Source organism: Microbaculum mangrovi (assembly GCF_051390635.1).
Lineage (GTDB): Bacteria > Pseudomonadota > Alphaproteobacteria > Rhizobiales > Tepidamorphaceae > Microbaculum.
The window spans coordinates 1,070,463-1,090,886 of record NZ_JBPODT010000002.1; the positions used below are offsets into that span (position 1 = coordinate 1,070,463).

18 protein-coding genes are annotated in these 20,424 nt (G+C 65.1%); 13 read left to right on the plus strand and 5 right to left on the minus strand.

What is annotated here, in order from left to right; all coding sequences use genetic code 11:
* The first annotated feature begins 7 nt into the window (after positions 1-7).
* Positions 8-1,225: a M20/M25/M40 family metallo-hydrolase gene (locus tag ACSF9G_RS11435; protein ID WP_436641597.1), complete on the plus strand. Its 1,218-nt coding sequence runs from the start codon at positions 8-10 to the stop codon at positions 1,223-1,225.
* On the opposite strand, the gene ACSF9G_RS11440 is transcribed toward ACSF9G_RS11435, so the two are convergent.
* On the minus strand, positions 1,209-2,219 hold the full coding sequence (locus tag ACSF9G_RS11440) for a GlxA family transcriptional regulator (protein WP_436641599.1): 1,011 nt from the start codon (positions 2,217-2,219) through the stop codon (positions 1,209-1,211). The genes ACSF9G_RS11435 and ACSF9G_RS11440 overlap by 17 nt on opposite strands.
* Positions 2,220-2,391: 172 nt before the next feature.
* Here ACSF9G_RS11440 and ACSF9G_RS11445 point away from each other — a divergent pair, with 172 nt between their 5' ends.
* From ACSF9G_RS11445 to ACSF9G_RS11465, 5 genes are all read left to right on the plus strand, one after another.
* Entirely contained in the window at positions 2,392-3,654 is a 1,263-nt protein-coding gene (locus ACSF9G_RS11445) for a sarcosine oxidase subunit beta family protein (RefSeq protein ID WP_436641601.1), read from the plus strand.
* 14 nt (positions 3,655-3,668) lie between these two features.
* On the plus strand, positions 3,669-3,941 hold the full coding sequence (locus ACSF9G_RS11450) for a sarcosine oxidase subunit delta (RefSeq protein ID WP_436641603.1): 273 nt from the start codon (positions 3,669-3,671) through the stop codon (positions 3,939-3,941).
* Positions 3,938-6,937: a sarcosine oxidase subunit alpha family protein gene (locus ACSF9G_RS11455; RefSeq protein WP_436641605.1), complete on the plus strand. Its 3,000-nt coding sequence runs from the start codon at positions 3,938-3,940 to the stop codon at positions 6,935-6,937. Before ACSF9G_RS11450 ends, ACSF9G_RS11455 begins: the two co-directional genes overlap by 4 nt.
* Positions 6,930-7,505, plus strand: a complete 576-nt coding sequence (locus ACSF9G_RS11460) for a sarcosine oxidase subunit gamma (RefSeq protein ID WP_436641607.1) — start codon at positions 6,930-6,932, stop codon at positions 7,503-7,505. The genes ACSF9G_RS11455 and ACSF9G_RS11460 overlap by 8 nt, the downstream gene beginning before the upstream one ends.
* 184 nt (positions 7,506-7,689) lie before the next feature.
* Complete coding sequence (locus ACSF9G_RS11465; protein ID WP_436641609.1) at positions 7,690-10,125, plus strand: mechanosensitive ion channel family protein; 2,436 nt, start codon at positions 7,690-7,692, stop codon at positions 10,123-10,125.
* Between the two features lie 36 nt (positions 10,126-10,161).
* Here ACSF9G_RS11465 and ACSF9G_RS11470 read toward each other — a convergent pair whose 3' ends face one another.
* A complete protein-coding gene (locus tag ACSF9G_RS11470) occupies positions 10,162-10,512 on the minus strand; it encodes a transmembrane 220 family protein (protein WP_436641611.1) in 351 nt (116 codons plus the stop codon).
* Positions 10,513-10,647: 135 nt separating this feature from the next.
* On the opposite strand from ACSF9G_RS11470, the gene ACSF9G_RS11475 reads away from it, so the two are divergent.
* Genes ACSF9G_RS11475 through ACSF9G_RS11485 form a run of 3 tightly spaced genes read left to right on the plus strand, consistent with a single transcriptional unit; the run spans position 10,648 to position 13,915 of the window.
* On the plus strand, positions 10,648-11,850 hold the full coding sequence (locus ACSF9G_RS11475) for a 3-dehydroquinate synthase (protein WP_436641613.1): 1,203 nt from the start codon (positions 10,648-10,650) through the stop codon (positions 11,848-11,850).
* Positions 11,850-13,052, plus strand: a complete 1,203-nt coding sequence (eboE, locus tag ACSF9G_RS11480; RefSeq protein ID WP_436641615.1) for a metabolite traffic protein EboE — start codon at positions 11,850-11,852, stop codon at positions 13,050-13,052. The genes ACSF9G_RS11475 and eboE overlap by 1 nt, the downstream gene beginning before the upstream one ends.
* Entirely contained in the window at positions 13,049-13,915 is an 867-nt protein-coding gene (locus ACSF9G_RS11485; protein ID WP_436641617.1) for a UbiA family prenyltransferase, read from the plus strand. The genes eboE and ACSF9G_RS11485 overlap by 4 nt, the downstream gene beginning before the upstream one ends.
* A gap of 6 nt (positions 13,916-13,921) precedes the next feature.
* Here the strand turns inward: ACSF9G_RS11485 and ACSF9G_RS11490 are convergent, their stop codons facing one another.
* On the minus strand, positions 13,922-15,304 hold the full coding sequence (locus tag ACSF9G_RS11490; protein ID WP_436641619.1) for an alkaline phosphatase family protein: 1,383 nt from the start codon (positions 15,302-15,304) through the stop codon (positions 13,922-13,924).
* A gap of 19 nt (positions 15,305-15,323) precedes the next feature.
* Between ACSF9G_RS11490 and ACSF9G_RS11495 the strand changes: the two genes are divergently transcribed.
* The 4 genes from ACSF9G_RS11495 to idi all read left to right on the plus strand — a co-directional run bounded on the left by ACSF9G_RS11495 (position 15,324) and on the right by idi (position 18,557).
* Complete coding sequence (locus ACSF9G_RS11495) at positions 15,324-16,301, plus strand: EboA domain-containing protein (protein WP_436641621.1); 978 nt, start codon at positions 15,324-15,326, stop codon at positions 16,299-16,301.
* 74 nt (positions 16,302-16,375) lie between these two features.
* Positions 16,376-17,302: a TatD family hydrolase gene (locus ACSF9G_RS11500; RefSeq protein WP_436641623.1), complete on the plus strand. Its 927-nt coding sequence runs from the start codon at positions 16,376-16,378 to the stop codon at positions 17,300-17,302.
* On the plus strand, positions 17,299-17,973 hold the full coding sequence (locus tag ACSF9G_RS11505) for a TVP38/TMEM64 family protein (RefSeq protein WP_436641625.1): 675 nt from the start codon (positions 17,299-17,301) through the stop codon (positions 17,971-17,973). Before ACSF9G_RS11500 ends, ACSF9G_RS11505 begins: the two co-directional genes overlap by 4 nt.
* Positions 17,974-18,035: 62 nt before the next feature.
* Positions 18,036-18,557 (plus strand): isopentenyl-diphosphate delta-isomerase, encoded by a 522-nt coding sequence (idi, locus tag ACSF9G_RS11510; protein ID WP_436641627.1) that lies wholly within the window; start codon positions 18,036-18,038, stop codon positions 18,555-18,557.
* A 17-nt stretch (positions 18,558-18,574) separates the two neighbouring features.
* Here idi and ACSF9G_RS11515 read toward each other — a convergent pair whose 3' ends face one another.
* Together ACSF9G_RS11515 and ACSF9G_RS11520 are read right to left on the minus strand one after the other, a co-directional pair.
* On the minus strand, positions 18,575-18,943 hold the full coding sequence (locus ACSF9G_RS11515) for a c-type cytochrome (RefSeq protein WP_436641629.1): 369 nt from the start codon (positions 18,941-18,943) through the stop codon (positions 18,575-18,577).
* 147 nt (positions 18,944-19,090) lie between these two features.
* Positions 19,091-20,380 (minus strand): PQQ-dependent sugar dehydrogenase, encoded by a 1,290-nt coding sequence (locus tag ACSF9G_RS11520; protein ID WP_436641631.1) that lies wholly within the window; start codon positions 20,378-20,380, stop codon positions 19,091-19,093.
* Positions 20,381-20,424 lie beyond the last annotated feature (44 nt).

The window sequence follows — 20,424 nt, forward strand, 5'->3', positions numbered from 1 at the left end:
GCCGGACATGACCGACGCCATCGAAGCCAACTGGACCGACGAGGTCGCCTTCCTGAAGGAGCTGGTGCGTATCCCGAGCGATAACCCGCCCGGCGACTGTATCCGGCACGCCGAACGGACCGCCGTCATTCTCGAAGAGCTCGGTTTCGAGGTCGAACGCCATCCGGTTCCTTCCGATCTCGTCGAGCAACACGGCATGAAGAGCGTTGAGAACCTGATCGTGCGCCGCCGCTTCGGCGCGGGTGCCGGTCCGACGGTCGCGCTCAACGCCCATGGCGACGTGGTGCCGCCCGGCGACGGCTGGACGGTCGATCCCTATGGCGCCGAGGAGAAGGACGCAGCGATCTTTGGCCGCGGCGTCGCGGTCTCGAAATCCGACTTCGCGACCTACGCCTTCGCGTTGAAGGCGCTCGAAGCCGACCCGGACGGCCTTGACGGCACCATCGAGCTGCACCTGACCTACGATGAGGAAACCGGCGGCTATGTCGGGCCGAAATGGCTGCTCGACCAGGGCCTCACGATGCCGGACTACGCCATTTCAGCCGGTTTCTCCTACGCGATTACAACCGCCCACAACGGATGCTTGCATCTGGAAGTGACGGTGCGCGGACGGCAGGCGCATGCGGCCATGCCGGAATCCGGCATCGACGCGCTGGAGGCGGCGAACGCGATCCTGACCTCGCTCTATCAGGAACGCCATTCCCTCGGCGGCATCGAGAGCGCGATCCCGGGAATCGGCTCGCCCAAGCTGACCGTCGGCCTGATATCGGGCGGCATCAACACCAACGTCGTGCCGGATCGCGTGACGCTGCGCATCGACCGGCGGATCATTCCCGACGAAGTCGGCTCGGAAGTGGAATCCAAGCTGATCCACCTGATCGAGACCGCCGCCAAAGCCATCCCCGGCGCCGTCGTCGAATGTCGGCGCATCATGCTCGCCGAGCCGCTGCGCGAGCTGCCCGGTTCCGAAAGACTGATCGCCGCGCTGCAGGGACCGGCACGCAGGGTACTCGGCCTCGAGATTAAGCCGACGGGCGTTCCGCTCTATACGGATGCGCGCCATTACACGGCCGTCGGAATACCGACGGTGCTCTACGGCGCTGGTCCGCGGTCGATCCTGGAGGCCAATGCGCACAGCGCCGACGAGCATCTGCAGCTCGGCGACCTGAGGGCTGCAACGCAAATCGTCGCCGAAGCGCTGAGGACGCTCATTTCCCGCCGCTAGCGCCGCGTGGATCCGTTCGCTCACCAGCCATGACGGCGATCCGCCGCGTCGCCGAGGGCGTCTGCACGAAGGCCTGCCGGTAGCACTGCGAAAAATACGAGCTCGACGTGAATCCGGTCGCAACCGCCACGTCGAGAATCGGAACGTTCGTATGCAGAAGCAGGTCCCGGGCCCGCTCCAGCCGCAGCCGCATGTAGTAGCGCGCCGGCGTCACCTGCAGATACCGCTGGAACAGCCGCTCGAGCTGGCGGGCCGAAAGCCCCGTCCGGTAGGCAATGGTGGCGGTCGCCAACGGCGCCTCGAGATGGCTCGTCATGATCTCGATCGCCATGCGCAGCTTGCCGGGCAGGGGATGCAGGAAGGTCTGATTGCCCAGCCGCTGCTCCTCGTCGGCCGGCCGGATGCGGTCGTGCTGAAGCTGGTTCGCGATCGCCGCCGCGAGATCGGCGCCGTGCTGTTGGGTAACGATCTGAAGGATCAGGTCGACCGACGCCGCGCCGCCGGATGTCGTGTACCGGTCGCGGTCGATCTCATAGACCTTCGCGGTGCAGTCGATACCGGGAAACATTTCCATGAACGCCGGCCGGTTCTCCCAGTGCACCGTGCAGCGATAGCCGTCGAGAAGGCCGGCGCTGGCCAGGAGGAACGTCCCGGTCGACAGGCCGCCGAGAGCGACATTGGCCCGGGCGACACGCTGCAATGCGGCGTGATAGGCGCTCAGCGGCTGCGGCAGCGGCACCAGACCCGCGCAGATGAAGAACAGATCGGCGCGTTCGGCGACATCGAAACCGCCTTCGCACTCTATGCGGATGCCATTGGATGCCGTCACCGGCCCGCCGCTCAACGACAGCAGTTGCCAGCGATAGACGTCGCGACCAAGCAGTCGATTGGCGATGCGCATCGTATCGATCGCGGCAACCTCGCTCATGAGCGAGAAGCGCTCGACCAATCCGAAGGCGACGACGTATGGTCCGTTTTCTGGGGCCTGGCTCAAGGGCGCCTCACTCAGCGTCAGTACCCGATAGTGCCGCCGTCGCCGCGTTGCAAGCGGCCGGCGTCGCGTTGACATTGGCAGCCTGTCGGAATCCCGATGCCCGGGGAACCCGGTATCTGCCATCAATTCACAGTATGATTGACGAACGCGTTACGCCTGACGGGAAGATTACGTGGCCGAGTACTCCGTTTTCTCGCTGATCGCCAATGCCCTGACCGGCAACCGGTCGTGGAAGCCGGCCTGGCGGGCGGCGACGCCGAAGCCGCGCTACGACGTAATCATCGTGGGCGGCGGCGGCCACGGTCTGGCGACCGCCTACTACCTGGCCAAGGAACACGGCATCACCGATGTCGCGGTACTTGAAAAGGGCTATGTCGGTGGCGGCAATGTCGGCCGCAACACCACGATCGTCCGTTCCAACTATCTGCTGCCGGCCAATTCGCATTTCTACGAATGGTCGATGAAGCTGTGGGAAGGCCTGTCCCACGACCTCAACTACAACGTCATGTTTTCCCAGCGCGGGGTCCTGAACCTCGCCCATTCGCCCGCACAGATGGATGCCTACGCTCGGCGCGGCAACGCGATGCGGCTCGCCGGCATCGATGCGGAGCTCCTGCAGCGCGAGGATGTCGCCAGGCTCGTTCCCGATCTCGATGTTTCGCCGGACGCCCGATTTCCGATCCACGGCGGTCTGCTGCAGCCGCGTGGCGGCACGGCGCGTCACGACGCCGTTGCCTGGGGCTTTGCCCGCGGCGCCGACCGGCGCGGCGTCGATATCATCGAGAATTGCGAGGTCGTCGGTTTCTTGCGCGACGCGACCGGCCGCATCACCGGCGTCGCGACGACACGCGGCGAGATAGGCGCCGGCAAGGTCGGCGTCGCGGTCGCCGGCTCGACTGGCCATGTTCTGAAACTGGCCGGCATCGAGCGCCTGCCGATCGAAAGCCACGTGCTGCAGGCATTCGTCTCCGAGCCGTTGAAACCGCTGCTCGACACCGTCGTCACCTTCGGCGCCGGCCACCTCTACGTCTCCCAGTCCGACAAGGGCGGCCTCGTCTTCGGGGGCGATATCGACGGCTACAACTCCTATGCCCAGCGCGGCAATCTTCCCGTGGTCGAAGATGTCGCCAGCCTGTTGCTGACCATGTTCCCGTCCTATGGCCGGCTGCGGCTTCTGAGAAGCTGGGGCGGCATCATGGACATGTCGATTGACGGCAGCCCGATCATCGCGACCGGACCGCTGCCGGGCCTGTATCTCAATTCCGGCTGGTGCTACGGCGGCTTCAAGGCGACGCCCGCCTCGGGCTGGTGCTTCGCCTGGACGATCGCCAGGGACGCCCCGCACGACCTGAATGCCGCCTTCACGCTGGACCGGTTTCACAGCGGCGCGGTCATCGACGAACGCGGCGCCGGGCCCGTGCCATGGCATCACTGAGGGGCTGACGGACAATGCGCATCTCCTGTCCGGTTTGCGGCGAACGCAGCGTGGCGGAGTTCGCCTACGGGGGCGACGCGACGGTCCCGCGTCCAGCCCTCGACGCCTCCGCCGAAGAATGGTGTGTCGCCGTCTATGACCGCGAGAACCCGCGTGGGCCGCACACCGAGTACTGGCAGCACGCCCAGGGCTGCCGCTCCTGGCTCAAGGTCGAGCGCGATACCCTGACCCACGAGATCCTCGGCGTGACGCTGCTCGGCCGGTTCGCCGGAAGGGTGGCGGAATGAGCGGCTACCGGCTTTCATCCGGTGGCGCGCTGATCGACCGCGATCGGCCATTGGCCTTCACCTTCGATGGCAAGGCGATGCGCGGCGTGGAAGGCGATACCGTCGCCTCGGCCTTGATCGCCTCCGGCGCGCGCGTCGTCGGCCGCAGCTTCAAGTATCACCGCCCGCGCGGCATCGTCTCCTGTGGGGTCGAGGAACCCAACGCGCTGCTGACGATCGGGGAGGGGGCGCGTGCCGAACCGAACGTGCGCGCGACGGTCGCCGAACTCCACGAGGGCCTGGTCGCCACCAGCCAGAACCGCTGGCCGGGCCTCACGTTCGACGTGATGGCGCTCAACGGTCTGCTGTCGCCGATCTTCACCGCAGGCTTCTACTACAAGACATTCATGGGGCCGACGCGAGGGGCCTGGCGCTTCTACGAGCGTTTCATCCGCCGCGCAGCCGGCATGGGCAGGGCGAGCCGCAAGCGCGATCCGGATCGCTACGAGAAGTCCCATCTGTTCTGCGACGTGCTGGTGGTCGGCGGCGGCGCGGCGGGACTGTCGGCCGCGATCGCTGCGGCCCGATCCGGGGCCCGTGTCGTGCTGGCCGACGACGGGGGCGAGCCCGGCGGCTGGCTGTTCGCCGAGGCGGGCAGGATCAACGCACTGCCCGCGGGCCAGTGGGCCAGGGCGACGGTGACGGCGCTCGCGGCCTTCCCGAACGTTCGGGTGATGCCGCGCACCACGGTCTACGGCTACTACGACCAGAACCAGCTCGCCGCCGTCGAGCGGGTGACCGACCACTTGGCGAGCAAGCCCGCGCACCTGCCGCGTCATCGCCATTGGACGATCCGCGCGGCCGAGGTCGTGCTCGCAACCGGCGCCTTCGAGCAACCGGTCCTCGTCGACGGCAACGATCTCCCCGGCGTCATGCTCGCCGGCGCGGTCGGGCGCTACGCCCATGCCTATGGAGTCGGCGCGGGCCGAAGCGTCGTCTTCTTCGGTGGCCACGACGGCATCTGGGAAACCGCGCTGGCGGCGGCGGAAGCCGGCGTGGGTGTCAGCGCGATTGTCGATCCGCGCGACAACGCTCCGGCCGATCTTGCATCGCGAGCCGAGAAATCCGGGATTGCCGCACGAACCGGGGCCGCCGTCGTCCGCGTCGCCGGTTCACGGGGCGTATCCGGAGTGGAGATCGCCTCCGTCGACGGCGAAGGCCGCAGCGCCGGCAAGGTCGAAACGCTGTCCGCCGATGTCTGCGCGACGAGCGCGGGCTGGATGCCGGCCGCCCACCTGCACAGCCAGGCCGGTTCGCGCCCGGTCTTCGACAAGGATCGGGACATCTTCCTGCCCGGCGAGGCGCGCGAGCGTTGGCGCTCGGCCGGCGCCTGTCACGGTGTTTTCGGCCTTGCCGCCTGTCTTCAGGACGGCGCGAAGGTCGGACGGGACGCCGCCATCGCGGCGGGTTTCGACGTGGAGGCTGACGCAACGGCCGAGACCGAGCCCCCCCGAACGGACGATGCCCCGCTTTCCTTGCGTGTCGTGGAAAGCCCGCGCGGCGCCAAGGCCAAGATCTTTGTCGACCAGCAGCACGACGTGACTGCAGCCGATGTCAGGCTCGCGCACAGGGAGGGCTACCGCTCGGTCGAGCACCTGAAGCGGTACACGACACTCGGCATGGCGACAGACCAGGGCAAGACCTCCAACGTCGCCGGGCTGGCGATGATGGCGGCACTTCGTGGCGAGGCGATCGGTGCCGTCGGCACCACGACCTTCCGCGCGCCGTACACGCCCGTCAGCCTCGGCGCACTCGGCGGCCGCGAGCCCGGGCATCATATCCGCCCGGTGCGCAAGACGCCGATGCACGACTGGCATCTGGCGAATGGCGCGACGATGATCCCGGCGGGCATGTGGCTTCGTCCACGCGCCTATCTCCGACCCGGCGAAACCCTAGAGCAGGCCTATGTCCGCGAGGCCCGCAGCGTTCGCGACAGCGTCGGCATCGCCGACGTGTCGACGCTCGGCAAGATCGACGTGCAGGGCCCCGATTCAGCCGAGTTCCTCGACCGCGTCTACACGAACACGTTTTCCACGCTCGCCGTCGGCAAGGCGCGCTATGGGCTGATGCTGCGCGACGACGGCGTCCTGTTCGACGACGGCACGAGCTGGCGGCTTTCCGACTCCCGGTTCCTGATGACCACCACGACGGCAAATGCCGGCGCGGTCATGCAGAAGCTCGAATTCCTGCTTTCAGCCGTCTGGCCCGAGTTGAAGGTGAACCTCACGTCTGTGACCGACGTCTGGGCGAGCGTCGCCCTGTCGGGGCCGGACTCGCGCGCGGTGCTGTCGCGCATCGTTGAGGATGCCGACATGTCCGACGAGGGGCTGCCGCATCTCGGCGTTCGCAAGGCCACGATACTCGGCTGGCCGGGCATGGTCGCGCGGCTTTCCTTCTCCGGTGAGCTCGCCTACGAGGTCTATGTCCCGGCCCGCTTCGGAACCGCGCTGTGGGAAGGCTTGCTTCTGGCCGGAAAGGATTTCGGTGTCACGCCATATGGCCTGGAAGCACTGGGCACGCTGCGCATCGAGAAAGGCCACGTCGCCGGCTCCGAAATCGACGGCCGCACGACCGCCGCAGACCTGGGCCTGTCCGGCATGCTGTCGAAGAAGAAGGATTTCATCGGGAACGCGATGGCGAGCCGGCCGGGTCTTATCGGCGACAGGCGTCAGACACTCGTCGGACTCGTATCTCCCAGCCGCCAAAGCATTCCGAACGGGGCGCAGATCGTTCGTAGCTCCCGACCGAACGAGCCCGAACGCAGCCTCGGCCACGTGACCGCCAACGCCTACAGCCCCGCGCTGGAGCAATACATCGCGTTGGCACTCGTCGAGACCGGCCGGGAAATGCAGGGTGAAACGCTTTACGCGGCCGATCCCGTACGCGGCCGCCATCTGCCGGTAGAGGTCCGCGATCCGCGGTTTTACGACCCCGACGGGAGCAGGATGCATGTCTGAGCGTTTCCCGCTTGCTTCGCTCGCCGTTCCCGGCACAGGAAATCCGGTAGGCGGTACCGCTGCCATCACTCTCTCCGAGCGCCGTCCGGGCTCCGTCGTGGAAATCGCGCTCTGGAGCGAAAAATCGAATATTGCCGGCATATTGGGCGTTTCGGCACTACCCGAGCCTAGCCGCGTGGTCGCCGGTCCCGGCATTGTCTGCCTCTCGACCGCGCCCGGCCGAATTACCGTGATCGCTCAGCAATCCGGACTGGCGGGTCGCCTCGAAACGGGGATGATCCTGGACGAAGGCACGGTCGTTGACCACACCCACGGGCGCGCCGGCGTGCGCATTTCCGGCGAACCGGCCGCGACGCTGATGCAGAAGGGCGTCTCGTTCGACATTTCCCGGTTCGCGCCGATGTCGGCGACGAATGCCGGCATCCACCATATGGGCGCCACCATCATCCGCCTCGACGACGACAGGTTCGACCTGTTCGCCATGACGAGCCTTGCGAATTCGCTGTGGGACTGGGCAACGGACGCCGCCGTCGAATATGGCTGGCAGGTCGGTGCGCCGGTTGCATAGACGGCCCGGCTTGAATCGGCACGGCAATTGCCAAAAGGCGTCAATGCCGGAGGAAAGGCCAATTGCATCTTACGTCACGCGAGTCGCTGTTGTAGTTGTACAAACCAGCGCCTTGAATCCGAATGTAGGCGCCTAAAATTTTAATTGGTTGGCGGTTACAATAAGGTGCGGGAGGTCTGAACCGATGGTCACGCTTGGCAAGGTGAGCGAATTGCTCCTTCGCAGATTGGCTCCCGCGGCGATTTTCCTCGCTTTCCTGCTCGCCACACCGCTTCTCGTGTCCGCCCAGGAAGCGGCGTCCACGGACGCGAACGCGCCCCAGACGGTGGCTGACGAGCTCGCGCCGCTCTCGGTCAGCGAACGGCAAGCCCTGGTCGGCCGTCTGACCGACGCGCAGACAAGGGACCTTCTGCTGTATTATCTCAAGGTTTCGGCCCCCGCGGCCGACGCCGACGCAGGGCAGACCACGGCCGTCCTGTCGGTCGCCACCCTCAAGTCCAATATCACCCGTCTTCGCGACAACCTGGCGGCCGTCCTTTCTCGGTTCGACGACCTGGTCGACCAATACGTCGGCCATATGGAACAGAAGCTGGGGATCACCGTCGGCGCCGGCGGTGTCTGGTTCGTGATCCGGTTCCTCGTTCTCTTCGTCGCGGTCGGCGCCGCCGTCGAGTACGCCTATCGGTTCGTCACCCGCAAGATGGTGGAGCGCTACGAGGCGAACCCCGCCGACACGGAACGGCAAAAACTGACTCACGCGGGTGGACAGCTCCTCCACGGACTCGGCGCGATCATCGCGTTTGCGGTCGGCTACGTCGGTATGTTCTTCATGGTCTGGGATGGGGGGCTGGCCCGCCGCGACTTCGTAGTCGTGGTGCTTCTGGCGATACTCATCACCCGCATATCCGTCGCCGTCGTCCGGTTCATATTCCTGCCCAAGCATCCCGGCTGGCGCATCATGCCGGTCGACGACGAGGCCGCCGCCCATTTCGTTCGCGGCACACGGCGGCAACTAACGCTGGGCACGACCCTTCTGTTGTTCGCCACGCTCGGCCTTATGTGGGAGGTCGATCACGACGTCTGGCGGCTTTGGGCACTCATCAGTGCCGTCATCTTCACGGCCTCGGTGTGCGTGTTCATAACCCGGTATCGCAATCACCTGTTGCGCGCCGTCGAAACCGCGATCAAGGACGGATCGGTACCGCGCTGGGCCGAGGATGCCGCCGGATGGAGTTGGTTCGCCCTGGCCCTCGGCTACGTGATCGTGGCGTTCCTGATCGGGATCTACGACCTTCTTCTGGGGATCGGGTTCGATCCGGTCGACGCGGCCATCGGTTTCTTCATCCTGTTCGTGCTCAATCCGTATGTCACCGCCGTGGCGAGCGGCATTCTGGCCCCTGACAGGCCCGTGACCGTGAAGGCTAGGCCGGTCGTCTACGTCACCGATCCCGACGACGGCGAGCGGGTAAAAACGACGATCGAAGCGCAACCGTCCGAGCCGGCAGAACCTTCTGCCGAGGATATCGATGCCGCCGTCGAGTCCTCGCCTGCCGTTTTGCACGACCGGCGCGTGCTCAAACGGGTGATTTCGATCACGGTCCTGATCCTGTCGCTGGCGGCTTTCGCCATGGTGATCGGGGTCAACGTTTTCTCGAAGACGCAGGATTATCCGATCGCCCAGTTTGTACTGCGTGTCCTCCTGAACGTCGGCATCATCGCTCTGCTCGGCTATATCGGCTGGTCGTTCGCCGCCAGCTGGATCGACCGCAAGCTGGCCGAGGAACGGGTCAAGTCGCCGGAGCCCGAAGAGCAAGGGGAAGGGCCGATGATGTCGAGCGGCACGCGACTGCAGACGATCCTGCCGATCGTCCGCAAGTTCGTGCAGATCTCGATCGCCGTCATGGCCGTTATGGTGATCCTGGCATCGATGGGGGTGAATATCGCGCCGCTGATCGCGGGAGCGGGCGTTATCGGCCTTGCCGTCGGTTTCGGCGCCCAGACCCTGGTCAAGGATCTGATCTCCGGCCTGTTCTTCCTGATGGACGATGCCTTCCGCATCGGCGAGTACATCGAATGCGGCGACGTTGCCGGCACGGTCGAGAAGTTCAATGCCCGCTCGCTGGTGCTGCGCGGCTATCTCGGCGCGGTCTACACCGTGCCCTACGGCGATCTCGGCAAGGTCACCAACTACAGCCGCGACTGGGTGATCATGAAGCTGCGTTTCCGGGTTCCCTACGACACCGACATCGACCTGGTCCGCAAGATCTTCAAGAAGATCGGCCAGGAGATGCTCGACGACCCCGATCTCGGTCCGAACTTCATCCAACCGTTCAAGTCGCAGGGCGTCATCAAGATGGACGACTCCGCCTTCATCGTCTCCGGCAAGTTCATGACCAAGCCCAACAAGCAGTGGGGCGTGCGCAAGGCGGTCTACGAACAGGTGCAGCAGAAGTTCAAGGAATTCGGCATTAAGTTCGCGCCGAAACGCGTCATCGTCGACGTGCCGCAGGCCGAGGACATTGAAGACCACGAAGACGACAAGCAGGCGGGAGAAGCCGCCAAGCCCACGGCGGCCACCGCAACGGCGGCGGCTGGCGCAGCGTTTGCCGCGGAGAACTAAACCGGGGACTTATGGGCGCGGGCGGTCGATCGTCGATCATCCGCGCCGCAGCATCAATGGCAACGCCAGGATGAGCAGCCCGGCGGCCATGATCATCACGCCCAGGCCTTCGCGCGCCGTTTCCTCGACCCACCACACCTGCATGTTCCAGAAACCCGGCATCGTAGGCCAGTAGTAGAGCGTGCCGGCAACGGCCAGGCCGAGGCAGACGAGAAGGGCCGCCCGGCCGATCCCCTGGTGCACGATCGCCGGCCGCCATGCGGCCAGCCCCGCCAGGAGCGCCGGGACGCCGTAGATCAGCATCCACAACGGACCGTCCGGATCGTTGTACTGGACGCCCACGAACAGCAGCATGATCACACAAATGACGCCGTAGACGATCCGCATCGAATTCCTCCCGCTTTTGGCCAATCAGTTACGCCGCCGACGGCCATTGAGCCCTTATTTGATCTGGCATAACGTATTCATAATCGGTCGCGAAGACCACAAAGAACAAGGGCGGCGAGTAGGGAGAGAGCGCGGATGGGACGGGATCGGTCGGGCCTGATCGTTACGCCGGAAACGCATACCTACGAGCAGGACTTCACGGTCACGTTCCGCTATCCGGTGGTATTCACGAGCGGACTGTTCGATCCGGACAATCCGGTCCTGGCCGATACGCTTGCGCGCCAGGAACCCCAAAAGCGCCACCGTTGCATCGTTTTCGTCGATGACGGACTTCTCGCCGCGTGTCCCGCGATCTCGGACGATATCGTCGCCTATGCCACCCGCCACGGCGACCGCATCGATCTCGTCGCCAAGCCGTTTCCGGTGCCCGGCGGTGAGCGCATCAAGGTCGATCTGCATTTCGTCGAGCAGATCCAGCAGACCTTGTTCGACCACCATATCGACCGCCATTCCTATGTGCTGGCAATCGGCGGCGGCGCGGTACTCGACGCCGTCGGGCTCGTCTCCACCACGACCCATCGCGGCGTTCGCCATATCCGCGTGCCGACCACCGTGCTGTCGCAGAATGACTCCGGTGTCGGCGTGAAGAACGGCGTGAACCTGAACGGCGTGAAGAACTTCGTCGGCACCTTCGCGCCGCCGTTCGCCGTGCTCAACGACCTCGATTTCGTCGAGGCGTTGCCGGATCGCGAGAAGATCGCCGGCATGGCCGAGGCGGTTAAGGTGGCGCTGATCCGCGACAGGGAGTTCTTCGAGTGGCTCGAACGCCATTGCGACGATCTCGTCGTCTTCGAGCGCGCGGCCATGTCCCATATGATCCGGCGCTGCGCGGAACTGCACATGATCCAGATCGCAAAGGGCGGCGATCCGTTCGAGACCGGTAGCGCGCGGCCGTTGGATTTCGGACACTGGGCGGCACATCGGCTGGAGACGATGACCCGCTATCATCTGCGCCACGGCGAAGCGGTAGCGATCGGCATCGCGCTCGACACCCGGTATTCGGTGCTCTCCGGCATGCTGGAACCCGGCACCGACGTGCGCGTCGCCTGTCTGCTGGAACAGCTCGGCTTCCGGCTCTGGCATCCCGCGCTCGACAAACGCAACGCCGAGGACGGCCACGTCGTGATCGACGGCCTGCGCGAGTTCCAGGAACACCTGGGCGGCGAGTTGACGATCACGCTGCTCGAGGACGTCGGCGTTGGCGCCGAAGTGCACGAGATGGATCATGCGCTGATCGCCGGGTCGATCGATTGGTTGCGCGATAGGGCCTCCGGCTGATGCGGATCGAGGGTCGCCCGGACCTCGGGCTTCTGACCTACTGCACAAACATCCACCCCGGCGAGAGCTGGCCGGCGCTTCTCTACTCCCTGCACCTGCACGTGCCCGCGGTGAAGCGTATGGTCTCGCCCGATCGCCCGTTCGGCCTCGGCCTTCGGATTTCGGCGGAAGCCGCCGATGCGCTGGTCCATCCGCAGGCGCAGGAGGAACTGAGTGCCTTCCTGGCCGAAACCGACACCTACTGCTTCACCATCAACGGCTTTCCCTACGGCTCGTTCCACGGCGACCGGGTAAAGGAAAACGTGTACACACCGGATTGGTCGACCCCGGAGCGGCTGACCTATACCAACCGGCTCGCGGACATATTGGCCGCGATCCTGCCGGCCGATGTCCCCATGGGCTCTATCAGCACGGTGCCGGGCAGCTTCAAGGGCTGGATGGACGAGGAGGGCAGGCTCGATCGGATTGTCGAGAACTTCGTTGCTCACGTCGCCCATCTCGTCGACCTGGAACGGAAAACCGGCCGCCACATCGCCCTGGCGCTGGAACCCGAGCCATGCTGCTTGCTCGAGACCATCGAGGAGACCGTCGGTTTCTTCGAGGACGGCCTGTTCGCCGGCGCCGCGCGACAACACCTGGCCAATGCGACCGGCCTGTCCGACTCCGACTGCGAGGCGGCGCTGCGCCGTCACATCGGCGTCTGCTACGACGTCTGCCACGCCGCCATCGAGTTCGAGGATCCGCGCCAAAGCGTCATGGCGCTGAAGGACGCCGGGATTTCGATCCCGAAGCTGCAGCTCTCCTCCGCGCTGCGCATCCATCGCATGGACGACGGCATGGCCGCAGCGCTGATGCCCTTCGACGAGCCGACCTATCTGCATCAGGTCGTCGAACAGACGCCGGCCGGCCTCGTCCGCTATCTCGATCTGCCCGAGGCCCTTGCCAAGAGCGACAAGGCCGCCGGGCACGAGTGGCGCGTGCATTTTCACGTGCCGGTCTTCCTGCACGATCTCGCCGCCTTCTCGACGACGCAGGCATTCCTTGGCGAAATCCTCGCGCTGCACCGCGAGGAGCCTATCGCGCCGCATCTCGAGGTCGAGACCTACACCTGGGACGTTCTGCCCGACGAGTATCGCGCCGTTGCGGTAAGCGAGGCGATCGCCCGGGAACTCGATTGGGTCGCCGACGAGTTGCTCAGATGAGCTGGCAGATTGCGCTGAGGCTCGGCCGCGTCTCCAACGTGCCGACAGTCTGGACCAACACGCTCGCGGCAATCGTCCTGGCCGGGGGAGAGGCGACCGCGTGGAGTACGCTGGCGTTGCTGCTGGCGACGTCGCTTGCCTATGTCGGCGGCATGTATCTCAACGACGCCTTCGACGCTCGCATCGACGCGAGGGAACGGCCGGAGCGGCCCATTCCGTCCGGCGTCGTCTCGCGCGGAACGGTCTTTGGCGCAGGCTTCGCCATGCTTGGAGGTTGCATCGTCATTCTGGCCTTCGTCGGCATTTCCGGGCCGACAGGCTTTTGGCCGGCGCTCGGCGGCCTCGCGCTGGCGTCCGCCATCGTCTTCTATGACTGGTACCACAAGGCCAATCCGCTCAGCCCCGCCTTCATGGGGCTGTGCCGCGCGCTCGTCTATGTCGCGGTCGGTCTGGCATTCACCACGGCGCTGCCCTGGCCGCTGATCGCCGCGGCGATCGTCATGCTCTGCTACATCGTAGGCCTGACCTACGCTGCAAAACAGGAGTCGCTTGGCCGTGTCGAGAACCTGTGGCCTCTCGCTTTCCTCGCCGTGCCCTGGGTCTACGGGCTCTGGCTGTCGACAGCGATGCCGATCGCCATCGTGTTCTTCATCCTGTTTTCCGTGCTGATCGGCTGGGCGCTGCGGCTATTGTTGCGGCGCGGGAAGGGAGACGTGCCGACCGCGGTCGTCACCCTGATCGCCGGTGTCGCCTTGCTCGATGCGATCTATCTGGCCGGGGAGGGGGCAACCGGGTGGGCAGTCGTTGCCGTCGTCCTTTTCGCGGTTACGCGGGGCGCGCAGCGGTATATTCCGGGAACCTGACCGGCATCAGCCGAAGACGTGCTCCAGAACCAGCTGCTTGAAGTCGGTGGCGGCGACGGCGCCCTCCGGCAGCAGATCGCCTCGGCTGGAAATGACTAGCGGTCCGTCGTTCGGATCGTCCGTCAGCCGACCGTGCGAGCCCTTCACGAGCGTCACGTCATTCAGCGAGATGACGTCGAGCAGGCTTCGCATCCCGATCGCCCGCTTGGCAAGTCGCCAGCCGACCGCGAGCTTCGGATTGCGGATTGCCGGATCGACAAACAACTCGACCGGATCGTAGCCGGGCTTGCGATGGATCTCGACCAGCCGTGCGAAGTCCGGCGCGTGATCGTCGTCGAGCCAGTAGTAGTAGCTGAACCAGCGGTCGGCGCGCGAGACGGCAACCAGTTCTCCGGACCGCTCGTGATCGAGCCCGTTCTCTCGTTTGCCATCCGCGTCCAGCACGACCTCGACGCCGTCGAGGCTTTCGATCAGGGACTTCACCGAAGCGATATCAGCCGGATCGCGGACATAGACATGGGCAACCTGATGGTCGGACACCGCGAAGGCCCGCGACGCGCCGGCATCGAGCAGCTCGTGCCCGAGTTCGTCGCGCACCGCGAGCAAAGCTGCCTGCCGTAGCGCGCGGTTGATGTGAATGGCATCGCTCACCGGCGTAATGCCGTACTCCGACACGACGATCACCGACCGCCCGTCGCGTTCGGCCGCTGTGACCAGACCGCCGACGACGGCGTCGACCTCCTCCAGCGACGTCTGCACCGCCGGATGGGAGAGGTCCGGTCCGTAGCGCTGGATGTCATAGTCGAGATGGGGCAGGTAGGTCAGCGTCAGCGTCGGATCGCGCGTCGTCATCACATGCTCGGTGGAGCCGGCGATCCATTTCGACGCGGTGATGTCCGTCGCCGGTCCCCAGAACTTGAACAAGGGGAAACGGCCCAGCTTCGCGTCGAGTTCGTCCCGCAGCTCCGATGGATGGGCGTAGTGATCCGGGATCTTACGCCCGTCGGCGCAATAGATCGGCCTGGGCGTCGCGCTCCAGTCGGCCGACGCGTACATGTTGTACCACCAGAACATCTTGGCGCAGGTAAAGGCCGCATCGCGCTTCCGCCCGGCCTCCCAGATCTTCTCGCCGCCGATCAGCCGGTTCGACTGCCGCCAAAGCCAGACCTCGGAAAGGTCGCGGAAATACCAGCCGTTGGCGACGGCGCCGTGGCCGGACGGCATAAGCCCGGTCAGAAGCGTCGACTGCGCCGTGCATGTCACCGCGGGCAAAACGGTCGTCAGGGGCCGCATGCCGCCGGCCGCGGTGAGGCGTTTGAGGTTCGGCGTATGCTTGCCGACGAGCGACGGAGTCAGTCCGACAACGAGAATGACAAGGGTCGATTTCATCGGCGCAGGTTAATGGTGCTTGTCGGCGCGCGGCAAGGACACAGTCTTTCACCGGCCGAAACCCACCCCTATACTTCGGATCAATGCGGCGGCCATGGCAGGTGGATCGTCGGCAAAAACGACAAACGGCACCGGTATGGGCACACCGACGGATCTACTGCACGAGTGGCTGAGCCACCGTGTATCCGCGCAGAGCCTAGAGTGGCTCGACGGTCAGCTTAACAAGCTTGGCGATGCCAGCGGCGACCGCGAACTGGTCATTACGCTCGGCATGATCCCGCGACGCCTCGGCAAGGACGACCTGAACCTCTCTGCCGGGGACCTGGTGGCGGCCGACACGGCGCGATCCGGATGGGACCCGAGCCAATGGACGATCGAGACCGCGGCCCGGGTGTTGGCGTTGCTCGCGTTCTCCGGGAACGAAGCCGCGTTTCTCGATGCCTACAAAGAGCTTTGCCGGTCCGCCGACGTGGCCGAAGCGATCGCGCTGTACGCCGGCCTGCCGCTCTATCCGGCGCCGGAGAAACTCGTGGACCAGGCCGGGGAGGGCCTGCGCGGCAACGTCCGGGCCGTGTTCGAGGCCGTCGCCCACCGCAATCCCTATCCGCGCGAGCAATTCGACGAGAACCGTTGGAACCAGATGGTGCTGAAGGCGCTGTTCATCGGCTCGACGCTGGATCCCATCCAGGGTCTCGATGACCGCGCCAATCCCGTGCTCGCCCGCATCATGTGCGACTACGCCCACGAGCGTTGGGCGGCCGGCCGGCAGATAACACCGGAGATCTGGCGCTGCGTCGGCCCGTTCGCCGAAGGCGACATGATCGCCGATCTTGAGCGCGTCGCGGGCAGCCCGGATCCGCGCGAGCGGTCCGCCGCCGCCCTGGCGCTGACTGCAAGTGCGTCGCCCGAGGCCGAGGCGATCCTGGCGAAACTGGCCGACGAAACCGCCGGGATAGAAGCCGGAACGCTGCACTGGAGAGACGTCGTCCCGGTCTAACCGGGACGACGGCCTTGACCAACAGGGCTTCGCGGAAAAACGCGGGCCGAAAGGGAGTGGAGGAAGCGCGTACCATGATGTTCATCGATCCGCACGCCCACATGATCTCGCGTACGACGGACGACTACGAGGCGATGGCGGCCGCCGGAGTCGTCGCCTTGATCGAGCCGGCCTTCTGGCTCGGCCAGCCACGAACCTATGTCGGCAGCTATGTCGACTATCTTTCGCACATCGTCGGCTTCGAACGCTTCCGCGCGGGCCAGTTCGGCATCCGCCACTACTGCACCATCGGCCTCAATTCGAAGGAGGCCAACAACCAGGAACTGGCCGAAGGCGTGATGGAGATCCTGCCGCGCTTCGCGCTGAAGGAGGCGGTCGTCGCCATCGGCGAGATCGGCTACGACGAGCAGACGGAACTGGAGGACAAGTACTTCCGCCTCCAGCTCGACCTTGCCAAGGAACTCGCGTTGCCGGTGATGATCCACACGCCCCATCGCGACAAGAAGCGGGGCACCAGCCGGTCCATGGACGTCTGCCTCGAGCACGGGCTCGACCCCGCGATGGTCATTGTCGACCACAACAACGAGGAGACCGTCCGCGAAGTCCTCGATCGGGGCTTCTGGGCTGCGTTCTCGATCTATCCCTCGACCAAGATGGGCAACGCCCGCATGGTCGAGATCCTGCGCCAATACGGGGCGGATCGGATCATCGTCGATTCAGCCTGCGACTGGGGCATCTCCGATCCGCTCGGTGTGCCGAAGACGGCCAGGCTCGCCCTCGATAGCGGCGTCCCGGAGGAGCATGTCCGGCTCGCGTGCTATCAGAACGCACTCGACGCCTACGGGCAGAGCGGGCAGATAAAGGAAGACGACTGGCTCAATCCACCGGCGATCGACCAGCGAACCCTCTACGAGGGTAATTCGGTCCTTCGCGGAGGGCGTGATGCCAGGATCGAAGAGCCCGGAGCCCGAAGGGGCATGGACAAGCTGATCATCGAATGAGGACGTTCGCCACCCGTTTCGCCGGTATTGACGGGATGGTCCGCCTTCTCGCCCTGTTCGTCGGTCTGGCGGTCGTCATTGCCGCCCCCTTCGCCATATGGGGAGAGCATACGGACCGCCTGTGGTCGACGACGGCATTGGTGGAGTCCGCCACAGACAGCCTATCCTACGCTTGGCTGATCATCGTCGCGCTGCTTGTCGCCGATATCCTGATTCCGGTGCCGAACACGGCCGTTATCGCCGCCGGCGGCATTTTGTACGGTCCGTTTCTGGGTGGCACCGTGGCGACCGTCGGCCTCGTCCTGGCCGGGCTCGTCGGATACGGCGCGAGCCGCCGGTTCGGGCGCCCCGTGGCGCGCTGGCTGATCGGCGAGGACGGGCTTGCCGAAGGCGAGCGCCTGTTCGCGAATTCCGGTGGCTGGCTTGTCGCCGCCTCGCGTTGGCTACCCATCCTGCCCGAGGTGATTTCGTGCATGGCCGGTCTGGCCCGCATGCCGCTTCATCGGTTCGTTCTGGCGATGCTGTGCGGCGTCGTCCCGCTTGCGTTCGCCTTCGCGACGGCAGGGTACTACGGCGCCGACCGGCCGCTTTTGACCCTCGTGCTCGCGGCACTTCTGCCTTTGCCGGTCTGGTATGCCATCCGCAGCCTGCAGCCGAAGGCCAAACCATGACCGCACCGCCACGTCTCGATCCCAATGCACAAAGCCGGCCACGGCCCGCGGACGCCGACGACGTGATCGTCGCGGTCGACGCCGACGGTATGCAGCGCCAGGTGGGCAAACTCGACGCCCATCTGCACAACATCCGGCACATGGCCGTCTCCATCTTCGTCTTTCGCGACGGCAAGCTGCTATTGCAGAAACGCGCGGCCGGGAAATATCACTCGCCGCATCTTTGGGCGAACACGTGCTGCTCGCATCCACGCTGGGACGAGAGCGCTCACGACTGTGCCGACAGGCGGCTGCGCGAGGAACTCGGATTCAACGTCGACCTGACGCCCTTCGGGATCGTCGAATACCAGGCGCCGGTCGGCGACCTCTTCGAGAATGAGATCGTGCACCGGTTTCACGGGCGTTTGCCGGCCGACGGACCGCTCGTGGTCCCGGATCCGGACGAAGTGGAAGAAATCGCCTGGATGAGCCTTGACGAAATCGAGGCGGACATTGCCGCGCGCCCCGAGACCTACGCCCCCTGGTTCCGCATCTACATGCGCGAGCACCGGGGCGAGCTCCATGAACACGCTGACGCCATTTAGAGCTTATGGCGTGGAGATTACGGCGAGAACTCCTTGCTCATCACATAGGAGACGACGGCCATCCTCTCCTCGAGGCTGTAGACGTCCTTCCAGGGCGGCATACCCTTGAAGCCTTTCGTCACCCTGTAGAAAACGAAATCCGGCTTATATTTCCGGGGCTTCAGTTTCGGGGCCTTGCCGGGATACGCCTTCGACCCGTGGCAGTGCTGGCACTGCTCCAACCAGATTTCGTGCCCCTGTTTTATATTGCCGGGGTCGCTCATGTACGCGTCGGTGAACTCGACGTCTTCCACCACGATTTCGTCTTCGTCTGCCCAGCTCTGGGCTGCGACGAGCATGGCGGCGAGCGCTACTCCTGTGGCTGCCGCGATGACGCGGTTACGCATTCCGATGTCTCCCGTACCGTCTTGCCGGGATGACCGGTCGCTCGGCCGGCTCCCGTTGTCGCTCTTGTGTCCAGATGACTGTCCCGGCGCCCTAGGACGCCGGGACAGTCGGCCACTCATCCGAGTGGCGTCGAGCCGTCGCTCGGATCAGTTCGCCGGCACGATCTTGTAGATCGTGTCGAGGCTGCCGACCGGACCGGTCGTGATCGACGTCAGGGCGTAGACTTCCCCTGCGGCATCCTGCGCGAAGGCCAGGACGTACGGTATGCTGTCCATGCCCTCGACTTCGGCCACTTCCATCGTCCACGTGCCGTCGGACCCCTCTGAAGCGACAAAGATCTGGCCGTCCATCGCCCCGAAGTTCTTCGACCAGTCGCCGAAGATGTACTTGCCCTTCCACGGCTCGTGCGCGCCGCGGTAGACGAAGCCACCGGTCACCGAGATGCCCTTGCAGCCGTCCGGCTTGGCGGTGCAGTTGTTGTACTCGAGGATCGGCGGGGTGAACCCGGAGGTGTCACCGCATTCGGCCGGATGGTCGTTCGGATTGACGTAGTCGAAGCAGTGGTTGGCTTCCATCTTGCGCCAGCCGTAGTTCTTGCCGGCCTCGACGATATTGACCTCTTCGTAGGAGTTCTGCTGCACGTCGCCGCAGAACAACCGGCCGTCCGCCATGTCGAACGAGCACCGCCAGGGATTGCGGAAGCCCGTCGCCCAGATCTCCGGCGCGATGTCCGGATTGCCGGCCGCCAGGTTGCCGTCGGGAATGCCGTAGGGCCTGCCCTCGGACGGATTGTCGACGTCGACACGCAGGATCTTGCCGTGCAGCTGGCTGTTGTCCTGGCCGTTGCCCTCGGTCACGTTGTGACCGATACCCCAGTCGTTGGCGTAGCCGCCGTCGCCCGTCGAGACATAAAGCATGCCGTCCGTACCGAAGCCGATCCAGTGGCCGTTGTGGTTGAACTGCGGCCAATCGATCGACGAGATCTTACGCACGGTCGAACCGTCGGCGACGTTCGGGTCGTCTGAGGAGATCTGGTATTCCTCGACCACGTTGGTGTGGTCCCACCAAAACTCCTTGGCCAGATCGAGCTGGAAATCGACCGGCGTGCTGTGGGCCAGATAGAACTTGCCGTTGTTGGCGAAGTCGGGATGCAAGGCGATGCCGAGCAGGCCGCGCTCGTCGAAGTCCGAGTAAAGCTTGGGCAGCTTGTTGCGGATATCGATCAGCGGCTCGGGCAACAGCTCGCCGTTTTCGATAACCCGGACGCGGCCGAACTGCTCGATGACGAACATGCGGTTCTCGCCGGGCACCTGTACCATTGCCAGCGGCGTGTTCACGCCGGTGACGAAGGGCTCGAGTTTCACCTTGACCTGCGCCTGCGCCGGCAATGCCAGCGCGGCGACAGCGAAACTGCCTAGGATCAGTCTTTTCAGCATATTTCCTCCCCGTCTGACTTATGTGAGGGATCGCCCGATTTACG

Bases quoted from the DNA above. Each gene is read 5' to 3' on its own strand.
- ACSF9G_RS11455 (WP_436641605.1), top strand. From the start codon at position 3,938: ATGAGCGGCTACCGGCTTTCATCCGGTGGCGCGCTGATCGACCGCGAT.
- ACSF9G_RS11475 (WP_436641613.1), top strand. From the start codon at position 10,648: ATGGGACGGGATCGGTCGGGCCTGATCGTTACGCCGGAAACGCATACC.
- ACSF9G_RS11520 (WP_436641631.1), bottom strand. From the start codon at position 20,380: ATGCTGAAAAGACTGATCCTAGGCAGTTTCGCTGTCGCCGCGCTGGCA.
- ACSF9G_RS11500 (WP_436641623.1), top strand. From the start codon at position 16,376: ATGATGTTCATCGATCCGCACGCCCACATGATCTCGCGTACGACGGAC.
- ACSF9G_RS11470 (WP_436641611.1), bottom strand. From the start codon at position 10,512: ATGCGGATCGTCTACGGCGTCATTTGTGTGATCATGCTGCTGTTCGTG.
- ACSF9G_RS11490 (WP_436641619.1), bottom strand. From the start codon at position 15,304: ATGAAATCGACCCTTGTCATTCTCGTTGTCGGACTGACTCCGTCGCTC.
- ACSF9G_RS11450 (WP_436641603.1), top strand. From the start codon at position 3,669: ATGCGCATCTCCTGTCCGGTTTGCGGCGAACGCAGCGTGGCGGAGTTC.
- ACSF9G_RS11435 (WP_436641597.1), top strand. From the start codon at position 8: ATGACCGACGCCATCGAAGCCAACTGGACCGACGAGGTCGCCTTCCTG.
- ACSF9G_RS11460 (WP_436641607.1), top strand. From the start codon at position 6,930: ATGTCTGAGCGTTTCCCGCTTGCTTCGCTCGCCGTTCCCGGCACAGGA.
- eboE (WP_436641615.1), top strand. From the start codon at position 11,850: ATGCGGATCGAGGGTCGCCCGGACCTCGGGCTTCTGACCTACTGCACA.
- ACSF9G_RS11485 (WP_436641617.1), top strand. From the start codon at position 13,049: ATGAGCTGGCAGATTGCGCTGAGGCTCGGCCGCGTCTCCAACGTGCCG.
- ACSF9G_RS11465 (WP_436641609.1), top strand. From the start codon at position 7,690: ATGGTCACGCTTGGCAAGGTGAGCGAATTGCTCCTTCGCAGATTGGCT.
- ACSF9G_RS11505 (WP_436641625.1), top strand. From the start codon at position 17,299: ATGAGGACGTTCGCCACCCGTTTCGCCGGTATTGACGGGATGGTCCGC.
- ACSF9G_RS11515 (WP_436641629.1), bottom strand. From the start codon at position 18,943: ATGCGTAACCGCGTCATCGCGGCAGCCACAGGAGTAGCGCTCGCCGCC.